Source organism: Paenisporosarcina sp. P4_D4 (assembly GCF_056401835.1).
Window position 1 is genome coordinate 1 of the sequence record NZ_JBFUIO010000077.1, and the last position, 11441, is coordinate 11441.

The 11441-nt window shown below is 38.3% G+C and carries 10 protein-coding genes, 1 pseudogene and 1 other annotated feature; of the genes and pseudogenes, 2 read left to right on the forward strand and 9 right to left on the reverse strand.

Annotated features, from left to right (window positions below; all coding sequences use genetic code 11):
* The 5 genes from AC1DSL_RS13495 to AC1DSL_RS13515 form a co-directional block, all read right to left on the reverse strand.
* Positions 1-313, reverse strand: a 313-nt coding sequence (locus tag AC1DSL_RS13495) for an ATP-binding cassette domain-containing protein (RefSeq protein WP_477532560.1), incomplete at its 3' end; no start/stop codon positions are given.
* A complete protein-coding gene (locus AC1DSL_RS13500) occupies positions 313-1368 on the reverse strand; it encodes an ABC transporter ATP-binding protein (protein WP_477532561.1) in 1056 nt (351 codons plus the stop codon). The genes AC1DSL_RS13495 and AC1DSL_RS13500, both read right to left, overlap by 1 nt.
* Positions 1369-1385: 17 nt before the next feature.
* Entirely contained in the window at positions 1386-2405 is a 1020-nt protein-coding gene (opp3C, locus tag AC1DSL_RS13505; RefSeq protein WP_477532562.1) for an oligopeptide ABC transporter permease, read from the reverse strand.
* Positions 2405-3337 (reverse strand): oligopeptide ABC transporter permease, encoded by a 933-nt coding sequence (gene opp3b, locus AC1DSL_RS13510; protein WP_016428017.1) that lies wholly within the window; start codon positions 3335-3337, stop codon positions 2405-2407. The genes opp3C and opp3b overlap by 1 nt, the downstream gene beginning before the upstream one ends.
* Positions 3338-3534: 197 nt before the next feature.
* Entirely contained in the window at positions 3535-5247 is a 1713-nt protein-coding gene (locus tag AC1DSL_RS13515; protein ID WP_477532563.1) for a peptide ABC transporter substrate-binding protein, read from the reverse strand.
* A 243-nt stretch (positions 5248-5490) separates the two neighbouring features.
* Here AC1DSL_RS13515 and AC1DSL_RS13520 point away from each other — a divergent pair, with 243 nt between their 5' ends.
* Complete coding sequence (locus tag AC1DSL_RS13520) at positions 5491-5838, forward strand: DUF3899 domain-containing protein (RefSeq protein ID WP_477532564.1); 348 nt, start codon at positions 5491-5493, stop codon at positions 5836-5838.
* A gap of 54 nt (positions 5839-5892) precedes the next feature.
* Positions 5893-6116 (forward strand) — a binding site (T-box leader).
* A gap of 44 nt (positions 6117-6160) precedes the next feature.
* A complete protein-coding gene (trpS, locus tag AC1DSL_RS13525) occupies positions 6161-7147 on the forward strand; it encodes a tryptophan--tRNA ligase (protein ID WP_477532565.1) in 987 nt (328 codons plus the stop codon).
* A gap of 360 nt (positions 7148-7507) precedes the next feature.
* On the opposite strand, the gene opp4A is transcribed toward trpS, so the two are convergent.
* From opp4A to AC1DSL_RS13545, 4 genes and pseudogenes are all read right to left on the reverse strand, one after another.
* Complete coding sequence (gene opp4A, locus AC1DSL_RS13530) at positions 7508-9295, reverse strand: oligopeptide ABC transporter substrate-binding protein (protein WP_477532566.1); 1788 nt, start codon at positions 9293-9295, stop codon at positions 7508-7510.
* 16 nt (positions 9296-9311) lie between these two features.
* A complete protein-coding gene (locus AC1DSL_RS13535; protein ID WP_051123219.1) occupies positions 9312-10187 on the reverse strand; it encodes an ABC transporter permease in 876 nt (291 codons plus the stop codon).
* 66 nt (positions 10188-10253) lie between these two features.
* Positions 10254-11219 carry an oligopeptide ABC transporter permease gene (gene opp4B, locus AC1DSL_RS13540; RefSeq protein WP_016428023.1) on the reverse strand — a complete coding sequence of 322 codons (966 nt, stop codon included), beginning with the start codon at positions 11217-11219 and terminating at the stop codon, positions 10254-10256.
* 12 nt (positions 11220-11231) lie between these two features.
* A pseudogene (locus AC1DSL_RS13545) lies at positions 11232-11441 on the reverse strand (ABC transporter ATP-binding protein); the annotation flags it as partial.

Below are 11441 nucleotides of genomic sequence, written 5' to 3' on the forward strand. Positions count from 1 at the left end.
TACGTGGATTGAGCGACGCATACGGATCTTGGAAAATCATTTGCATTTTACGGTTAAATATTTTTAAATCCGACTTTGATTTTTTCCCATGAACATTAATTCCATCGAAAATCACTTCGCCGTCTGTTGCATTATATAAGCGGATAATTGAACGGCCAGTTGTTGATTTCCCACAACCTGACTCTCCAACTAATCCAAGTGTTTCACCTTTGTAAATATCGAAGCTAATGTCATCTACTGCACGCACTTCATTAGCTTTGCCTTCATTGAAATATTGTTTTAAGTTTCTAATTTCTAGCAATTTTTCAGCCATCAGCGCGCAACTCCTTCATAGTATCGACTTCCCGGGAATTTCTTCATACGTTCCACAATGGCAGCTGGCGGCTCGACTTGAGGTGCCTCCGGATGTAATAACCAAGTCGCAGCATAATGTGTATCGCTCACTTTGAATACTGGCGGAGCCTGTTCCAAATCGATTGCAAGTGCATAGTCACTACGAAGTGCAAATGCATCTCCTTTTGGTGGATCCAATAAATCAGGAGGTGTCCCTGGAATTGCATATAATTTTTCATCTGCTGTATCCAGAGAAGGCATTGAGCTTAATAATCCCCATGTATACGGATGTTGGGGGTTATAGAAAATCTCATCCACTGTACCCATTTCGACAATACGTCCACCATACATAACCGCAACTCGGTCTGCAACGTTTGCTACAACACCCAAGTCATGTGTAATGAAAATGATAGATGTATCAATTTTCTTCTGTAAATCTTTCATTAATTCAAGAATTTGAGCTTGAATCGTAACGTCCAATGCTGTTGTTGGTTCATCCGCAATCAGAATCTGAGGATTACAAGCAAGAGCAATCGCGATAACGATACGTTGTCGTTGACCACCAGAGAATTGGTGTGGATATTGCTTAATACGTAATTCAGGTTTAGGCATCCCTACCATACGCAATAAATCAATCGCAATTTTTTTCGCTTCTGTTTTCCCTACTTTCTGGTGCTTTAACAATGGTTCAGTAATTTGACGACCAATTGTCATTGTAGGGTTAAGTGATGTCATTGGATCTTGGAAGATCATTGAGATATCTTTACCACGAATTTTTTGCATTTCTTTATCTGAGAGCTTTGTTAGATCTTTGCCATTGAACAAAATTTGTCCGCTTTTGAATTCTGAACTAGATTCTGGTAAAAGGCGCATAATCGCTTTTGTTGTTACTGATTTCCCTGAACCCGATTCACCAACGATCGCTAGCGTTTCCCCTTTTTGCAAATCGAAGTTTACACCACGAATGGCTTTTACTTCCCCTGCAAAAGTGTGGAAGGAAAGCTGAAGGTCTTTTACTTCTAAGATTTTTTCCATTGTCGCTTTCCTCCTTCTTAATCTTTCATTTTCGGATCAAGTGCATCACGTAATCCATCTCCGAGTAAGTTAAATGCCACCATCAATAAACTCAAGACAATTGACGGGAACATCAAAATATGCGGTTGGAATTTGATTAGTTTATAACCATCGTTAATCAATGTTCCAAGTGATGCAGCTGGTGGTTGTAACCCAAGACCGATAAAGCTCAAGAAAGCCTCGAAGAAGATTGCACCTGGAATTGTGAACATTGTGTTGATAATAATAATTCCTAGAATGTTAGGAAGTAAGTGTTTAGAAATGATGCGGTTGTTGCTTGCTCCTAAAGTACGTGAAGCCAATACGAATTCCTGGTTTTTATATTTAAGAACTTGTCCACGTACAACACGTGACATCCCAATCCATCCAGTAATTGTAATGGCGATAATAATGGCCATGATACCTGGATCCATGACGAGAATCATTAAGATAACCACGACAAGGTTTGGAATTCCGTATAAGATTTCAACGACACGTTGCATGATATCATCTACTCGTCCGCCATAATATGCAGAAATACCTCCATAAAGAACGCCGATGACCATATCTATTAAAGCTGCAATGAATGCAATGAATAATGAGATTTGAGTACCTTCCCATACACGTGAGAACATATCACGTCCTAATCCATCAGTACCGAACCAGTAGTATTCGTCTACATTTTTCAGTTCATACAAATCTACTTCTTGACCTGCCAAATTCCCTGTTCCATCCCAAATACCGATGTTTTCAAAACCTGGAACTTTCGGTGGCAAGTTTGCATGAGTAAGAGTTTGTGTCTCTGCATCATGCGGACTTATCATTGGCCCTACAAATGACATGATTATAATCAAAAACAAAATGACAATACTAACGATGGCCGCTTTGTTTTTACGAATGCGTAACCATGCATCTTGCCAGAAGCTTAAACTTGGTTTAGTAATACGTTCTGCTGCACTGCTATCTATTGTAATACGGTTAAAAGAACCAGCAGGTAATTTATCTAGATTTTGTGTCATTAATTATTACCTCCTGATAAACGGATACGTGGGTCGATTACTCCATAAAGAACATCGACAACTAAGATAATGAAAATCAAGAATACAGAGAAGAACAACGTTGTTCCCATAATAATTGAATAGTCATTGATCATAATCGCTTTTACAAATTGCTCACCGATACCTGGAATCGCAAATATTTGCTCTATAACAAGTGAACCTGTAAGTAATCCAGCAGCAACTGGTCCTAAAACCGTTACCAAAGGAATCAAAGCATTACGGAAAGCATGTTTAAATGCTACTTCAAATCCACTGGCACCTTTAGAGCGTGCTAGAGTAATATAATCGGAGCTTAAAACTTCGATCATTTCTGTACGGATGAAACGTGAAGCAATTGCAAGTGGTCCCATTGCTAATGCAATTGATGGCATAACACTGGACATCCAGCCATCTTTCCAAAGTGCAACTGGGAACCAGCCTAATTGAACGCCGAACCAGTATTGAAGTGTTGTTGCAAAAACGAATGATGGGATAGAAATACCGATAATAGCAATTAATGTACTACCGTAATCCCAAATCGTATTTTGTCGTAATGCGGCAATCATCCCAAGGATAATACCGATGAAAACTCCTAAAATCATTCCTTGTGCACCTAGTAAGAAAGATGGTCCTAAGCGATTGAGAATTAAATCTGTTACGCTCGCACCTTTAAACTGGAATGAGTTACCTAAGTCACCTTGTGCTAAATTTAGCATGTATTTACCATACTGAACTGGTAGTGGTTCATTTAAACCATATTTCGCCTCTACTACCGCTAGCTGGTCAGGGGTAAGTTTCGAAGCGGATGCAATAGGGGAACCTGGTAGCGTTTTCATTAAGAAAAATGTTGCTGTCGCAATCAGGAAAAGAGTAATGAACATATAAAAAACACGTCTTGCGATATACTTAGCCATTTTTGCACCTCCTAAGTGAATACGAGCAGAATTTAAATTCTACTTTTCTATATAAACAGATAAAACTAGTTAATGTCAAATTAATATTTGAAAATAGTAAATTTTTAATTAATTCACACTCATTTAAAAAGAGAGTATATGGCCCTATTGGATACCATATACTCTCTCTCTATGAGATTTTTTATCTTAGTTAAAGATTACTCTTTACCTGAGATGTACGCCCATTTGTATGAGTAGTCTCCACCGAATGGGTGAGAAACAATACCTTTAACATAAGGTTGTACTAATGCCATTGTTCCGCGTTGGTAGATCGGTCCAATTGCATAGTCTTCTTGAACTAACATTTTCTCAGCTTGAGCCATTGCGTCCCAACGACCTTCTGCATCAATAGCAAGTTCACCTTTAGCTGATTCAATCAACTTGTCGTACTCAGGGTTAGAGTAAGACATTAAGTTATGAGAAGAACCTGTTACGAACAAGTCTACGAAAGTCATAGGATCTTGATAGTCAGGGCCCCAACCAGAAACTTGGATATCATAATCTTGTTTTTCATCAAGTTCTAAACGAACGTTGAATGGTACTTCTTTAAGTGTGATATTTAAACCTTCAAGGTTAGTCTCTAATTGAGATTTGAAGTACTCGTCCATTTTCTTAGAAAGGTCAGAGTCTCCACCTAGAATTTCAAGTGATACTTCAGTAACACCTAGCTCAGATAAACCTTTATCCCATGCTGCTTTAGCTTCTTCAACATTGTAAGTAGCCATGTCGCCATTTACTTCGCGGAAGTCAGCACCTTCAGCAGTGAAAGTGAATTCTTGTGGTACTAAGTAGTTAGCTGGAAGAGATCCGTTAGCTAATACTACATTTGCTAAATCTTCTTTGTTGAATGCTTTAGCAAGTGCTTCACGAATGTTTACGTTTGCAAGTGGTGTTTTCTTACCGTTACGTTCTTGGTTATATTTGAAGTAGAACACAGTTGGCTCTAATTCTTTTAATAGATTTTCATCGTTAGCATATTGCATAGCATACTCACCAGAAAGACCAGTACGATCTTTTTCGCCAGTTGTGTAAAGGTTAACTGCAGTAGCTACTTCTTTAACAACGTCGAAGTTGATTTGAGTAAGTTTTACAGTTTCTGCATCCCAATATTGTTCGTTTTTCTTAAGTTTCCAAGTTAAACCAGTGCCATCCCAATCAGTCATAGTGAATGGACCGTTGTAAAGAATTGTTTCAGAATTTGTTGCATATTTATCGCCTTGTGCCTTAACGAATTCTTCTTTCAGCGGGAAGAATGTTCCGAATGACATCAATGAGATAAAGTAAGGAACTGGACGCTCAAGAGTAACTTCAAGAGTTTTCTCATCTAGAGCTTTAACTCCAAGGTCAGCAACTTCAGCTTTTTTCTCACCGATAGCAGTTGCGTTTTTGATAACGCCAGCCATCATGTAAGGACCGTATGGTGAACCAGTCGCTGGGTCAATTGCACGTTTCCATGCATACTCGAAGTCGTTAGCAGTAACAGCAGAACCGTCAGACCAGTTAGCATCACGTAATTTGAACGTGTATGTTAAACCGTCTTCAGAAATTGTTGGTTCCTCAGCAGCCATAGCTGGAACAGGAACATTTTCTTGATCTAAACGCATAAGACCTTCGTTTACGTTACCTAACATGTCGAAACCAACTTGGTCTTCAACGATTGAAGAATCCAATGATGGAATCTCAGCGACGTGGTTTAGATTAAGGATTTGCTCCGCATCTAAAGCACCTTCAGCTGGTTCTTCTGTACCTTCGCCTTCTCCGTCAGTTGTTGGTTCAGTTGAAGGTTTTTCTTCATCTTTACCACAAGCAGCTAAGAACATACTAAGTACTAGCATAAGACTTAATAGCCAAACTAATTTGCTTTTCTTCACTTAAAATGACCTCCTTAAATATTCTGAAAAATTGTTACAATGTTAATTATACATATTCAAAAAAATCTGTACAGTCTTTTTTTGAATATTTTTTACACTTATGTAACAGAAAGATTACAAGAACATAACAGAACCGTTGGTAGTCTAAGGTTGTTCGAGAATTGCGAATTATTAATTCGTTTAGCGAAATTTTGATTTTTTCCGTCAATTCTTCTACAATATGAGAAGGATTGAGGTGTTTTTATGAAAAAGTTGGTTAATTGGTTTATTGCTTCTCAGTTACTTATTATTGCAATGATGTTACTCATTATTAAAGAAGTGACACTTACCTCTTATATAAACATGTCGTTTTTTGTCGGAGGAACGATCACTTTTATTGGGTTATTAGTCTATGTTGTCTCAAATGGATTTTTCGATATTTTTACTATGAGCTTCAGAAAAGTTTTCTCATCGAAAAGAAGTTTAGTGGATACGGAGTCAATGCGTGCCCCTTCGGAGTTGCTGGATTTCCAGACAAAACCTTTTTTCCAGTTAGGTGGGTACATTTTACTCGCAATGTTGATTGCATTGACGATTTATTATTTAGCATAATTTGCACTTGATTTTGGAGTTTCTTCTATATTATAATGACAATCAAAATACATGATAAATGCAAAGACGAAGAATAGTACTTTTGAATGGGTTGTCCAGAGAATCTGTATTTGGTGAAAACAGATCTTCCCATCATTAGGAATGGACTTCTGAGCATGGTTTACGAACCGGAATTTCGGTGTAGTTTATCACGTACCTTCACGTTACGAAGTTAAAGAGGCCAAGATTTTTTGGCAATCTGGGTGGTACCACGGATTCACACATCATTCGTCCCTTTTTGAGGGAGAGTGATGTGTTTTTTTATTTTTAAGGAGGAAACCACATGAAGAAAATTTTTTCAGGCGTACAGCCAACAGGAACGGTCACACTCGGTAATTACATCGGTGCTTTCCGTCAATTCACTACCTTGCAAGACGAGTATGAATGTATTTTTTGTATCGTGGATCAGCACGCAATTACGGTTCCACAAGATCGGCTAGAACTTCGTAAAAATATCCGATCGCTTGCAGCACTCTATTTGGCAGTCGGTATCGATCCAAAGAAAGCCATTCTATTCATCCAGTCGGAAGTTCCTGCACATGCTCAGGCAGGATGGATGATGCAATGTATCTCTTATATCGGAGAACTTGAGCGCATGACTCAGTTTAAAGATAAGTCTTCGGGGAAAGACGGCGTATCGGCCTCTCTTCTCACTTATCCACCACTTATGGCAGCAGATATCCTGCTTTATCAGACCGATATCGTACCTGTAGGTGATGATCAAAAGCAACATGTGGAATTAACACGTGATCTGGCTGAGCGTTTCAACAAACGCTATAATGACGTTTTGACGATTCCAGATATTCGCTTACCTAAAAATGGAGCACGTATCAAGGCTCTACAGGATCCTTTGAAAAAGATGAGTAAATCTGATCCAAATAAAAAATCGACGATTTCACTATTGGATACACCAAAAGAAATTGAGAAAAAGGTCAAAAGCGCAGTAACTGATTCAGAAGGCATTGTTGCTTTTGATGTAGAGAAAAAACCGGGCGTTTCCAATTTGTTGACGATTGAAGCTGCGTTGACCGGTGAAACAATCGAAGCATTGGTTGAAAAATATGCTGGTGTTGGATACGGTGATTTTAAAGCTTCAGTTGCGAAAGCTATTATTGATCACATTACACCTATTCAGGAACGCTACGAAGCGCTGTTAAATTCGGATGAGTTAGATGGTATCTTGGATGATGGTGCGAAAAGAGCACAGGCTGCAGCTTCTAAAACACTCAAAAAAATGGAGAACGCGATGGGCTTGGGTAGAAAACGATAAACGTCATAAGAACAAACGAACAAGCAAATATGAAGAAATCGGGTGTCTGGAATATAAATGTCCAGACACTTTTCCATGTGTATCCCAGTGAAAGATAATTTAAATACAATAAAATCTGCATAAGGCTTATGACAATGCAAATGTAGCTGATTAAGAACATTAACCATTTGATCAATATTAGCACCCTTTTTCACTACTATATGAAGTGTTTGTACATGTCAGTCTGAAAGCTTGCTTCTTTTTACAAGAAGGCCTCAAATCAGCACTTCTCCAACTTTACTCTTACTTGTTCCAATTGCCGTTAATATTTAATACAAAAAAACGACTCATCATTTTCAAGATGAGTCGTTTTAATTTTCATTATTTTACTGGTGCATTAGCAGATACTGCAACTTCATCCCAGAAAGTCATTCCAGCAGCGATATCATAGTTAAGAACTCGCTTGTTAGTAGATGTTATGCTGTAACGGAACAATGTAGGAATTACAGGAAGCTCTTCGTTCATAAGTGCTTGCCATTCTTTGTAGACGCCTTGACGGTATTCAACATCGAATGCATCTTCAGATATACCCTTTGCAAGTAACTCGTCATTTTTTTCGTTTGTCCAACGAGTGTAGTTGAACAATGCTTTACGACCGTATAATCCTTCTGGATCCACGTCTGATCCTGTACCCCATGCTGCAGCAAAGATATCAATTTTCGGATCATTTGCTTCTACGCGCTCGTAGAATGAGTTGAACTCGTGTAATTTGCCTTCTAACAATTCAACTTTAATACCTACATCAGCCCAGTTTTGAATGTAGTGTTGAGCTAATGGCTCAGCTACATCAGAACCTGACATTGATGCAAAGTTTAATTTAAATTCTTTACCTTCAGGATCTTCAACAAAACCATCATTATTTGTATCTTTGTAGCCAGCTTCAGCTAACAATTCTTTTGCTTTCTCTGGGTTGTACTCGATAGCTTTTGCATCGAAATCATGGTAACTAGGGAAAGATGGTGGAATTAAAGTAGTAGCTGGGAAACGTAAACCATGGTACATTTTTTCACCAACTGGCTTGTTGTTTAGAGCTACAGCCATTGCTTGACGTAATTGTTTGTTTTCTAATTTCGGGTTGCCCATAATGTTTTCGCCTTTTTTAGCATCCCATTTACCAAGGTTGAAACCAATGTAAGAATAAGCTAAGTCAATTTGACCAAGTAATTCAGTATTTTGAAGTTCTTTTGCTGATAAATATTGGTCAGCAGGTAAGCTTGCAATATCAAGATCGCCATTTTGCATTGCTTTAACAGCAACACTTGGGCTTACAACTTTAAGTACGATAGATTTAAGCGCAGGAACGCCTCTCCAGTAATCTTCGTTGCGTTCGAATTCAACAGATTCACCTGGAATGATTTTCTTAACTTTGAAAGGTCCGTAACCAATTGGAGTTGTACGAATCTTGTCAGATTCAAGTATTTCTGCAATTGTCATGTCACCCAAGTAGTGACGTGGTACTGGGTAAGCCCAGAATCCAGTTGTTAAAGAAGGACTAGCTTGCGTGAAAGTGAATTTAATTGTTTTTTCGTCTTTTACTTCGATACCAGAAATCGTTTTAGCTTTACCAGTATGGTATTCTTCCATACCAACTACCATAGGAACTAAACCTGAGTAACGAGCTTCAGTATAGTCTGGATGACCAAGTAATTCATAAGCATATAATAAGTCGTCTGCTTTAACTGRCTCACCATCATGCCAGTTTACATTGTCTTTGATTTTTACAGTAATAGATTTTTTGTCTTCTGATATTTCAAATGTAGCAGGACCGTCATTTGTAATTTCGTAGTCACCATTAATTGCAAGTAAGCTTTCATCAAAGAATTGAAGAACTTCAGAATCAGGGTTACCTGAATAGAATACATAGTTCAAAGTACCTTCAAACGGTGTATCAGAAATCAAACCGTAGTTTAATGAACCATCTTTAACTGCTTCGTCTTTAGCAGAAACTTTTGTTGGGAAAGCTAAATCGATTTTGTTTTCATCTCCCCCAGCTTCTTCATTGTCTTTCTCTGGATCTTTCTCGCTACCTTTCTCTTTACCAGTACAAGCTGCTAAAAAGGCGCTTAGTACAAGCATCAAACAAAGTAACAACAGTGAACTTTTCTTCATTTTTCTTCCTCCCTTTTTATGTCAATCTTTGTCTTGCATCAGCCGCACGTTTTAACGCTTGACCGATGAAATTTATACACAGCATGATTACTAATATCAGTAATGATGCAGGTAACCAAACCCACCATCTATTTTCGATGACTTCTGGATTACTGGCGTACGCTACTAATGTTCCAAGTGAAGGGACACTTTCAGGTAAACCGAATCCGAGATAAGTTAATCCAGTTTCAATTCCAATATTACCTGCCAACGTTAACGTCATGTTTACGATAATAATAGAGCTCAAATTTGGTAACACTTCAAACATCATAATTTTCCAGTTTGGTGTTCCAAGAGTTTTTGAAGCATTTACGTAATCCAGTTCGCGTTCAGCAAGTGTCTTGGATCTGATTAATCGCGCTTTACCTGTCCATAAGAATAGAGACAGGATCGCGATGAACGTATAGACGTTGAACACAGGTACAACTGTTATCAATACGATAATAATCATCAAGAAAGGTAGGATGATGATGAAATCGATGAAACGCATAATAATATTATCTACAGCACCCCCGAAGTAACCGGCAATCAATCCTACCGTTAATCCGATTATTGCCGAAATTAACGTGATGACCACTCCGATGGTAATGGAATTCTTTGCTCCAATGATTAACGTGCCAAAAACATCACGTCCGCCATAATCTGTACCAAGCCAATTGGCAGCAGAAGGTTCAGCATAAATGTTAAAAACATCAATTCTTCTGATTTCCTCTAAGTCAAGAAAATACGATCCTATATACACCGTCAACAAAATACCGCTTAATAAGATAAGTGAAAAAAGCGCCATCTTATCATGTTTAATTTCACGCCACATCGTTTTGGCTAATGAAGTGTGCGTACTTTTAGATTTCATTGCACCCGTTACGGGCGTTTCATTTCCCATATTTACTGTCATTTTTCTCTCTCCAATCTAGTATCCTCAATCGATGCGAATTCTTGGGTCCACCCAACTTAGAATAATATCGGATAGCATGGTGCCGACAATTGCAGCAATACCTGATATTAATACTAGGATTGTTACGACACTAAAATCTCGTGAACTGATTGATGATAAAAAGAGTTGGCCCAATCCTGGGTAACTGAAGATTGATTCTAAGAATATGGAGCCGCCTATTAATCCAGTAATTTCATAGCCTAGAAAAGCAGCAATCGGTAATAATGAGTTGCGTAATATGTGCTGCGTATAAACTTTACGTTCTGGTACACCTTTTGCACGTGCAGTTTTGACGAAGTCTTTAATTTTTGTATCAATAATTTCATTTCTTAAGTACTGGATTGTACCGAATGTAGCGAGTAATGCACCAGCCATTGTTGGTAACACTAAATGCTCTGCCTTACTTAAGACATATTCGAAAGTTCCTTTATCAGCCCTAATGTCGACCGAACCACCTATTGGGAACCACTGGAGTACAAAGCCAAAGATAAACAATAAGATTAAGGCAAATACGAATAATGGTGTGGCAAACGACAAATAGTTATACCAGACAATAATTTTATCCGCCCACGAATCTGTCCACCTACCGGCTATAATTCCGAGTGGAATGGCAATTAAGTAACTAACAATTAAAATACTTGCAGATAACAAGAGAGTATTACCCACTCGGTCACCGATCAAGTTTGTTACCTTTTGTTGGTAGACTGCTGATTTACCAAAATCACCTTGGACGGCATTACCAATCCATCGGGTATATTGAACATGCCATGGATCATTAAGGCCAGCTTTTTCACGCAGTTCCACAATTCGTTCCGGATCAACATCCCCTGCACCGAGTTTTCCAGTCAATGCGTCCCCAGGCATTGCTTTTGCTAAAAGAAAGATTAAAACACTGAGTATGAATATTTGAGGAATCATAATCAATGTCCGGCGAAAAATAAACTTTAACATTGTTATGTCCTCCTATTGCATCGCAACTGAGTGCGTGTCTGTAATTTTCTTTAAACCGTAAGAACGACCATCTTGATCGAAAAATTGATCTCTAGTTTGTCTGTACTCTTCCGCAATTTGTTGGCGAATCAACGTCTTTTCTTTGCGATGTCCTGTTTCCATTTCTGGAATAGCCGCAATCAAACGTTTTGTATAGATATGTTGTGGATTGTTGTAAATTTC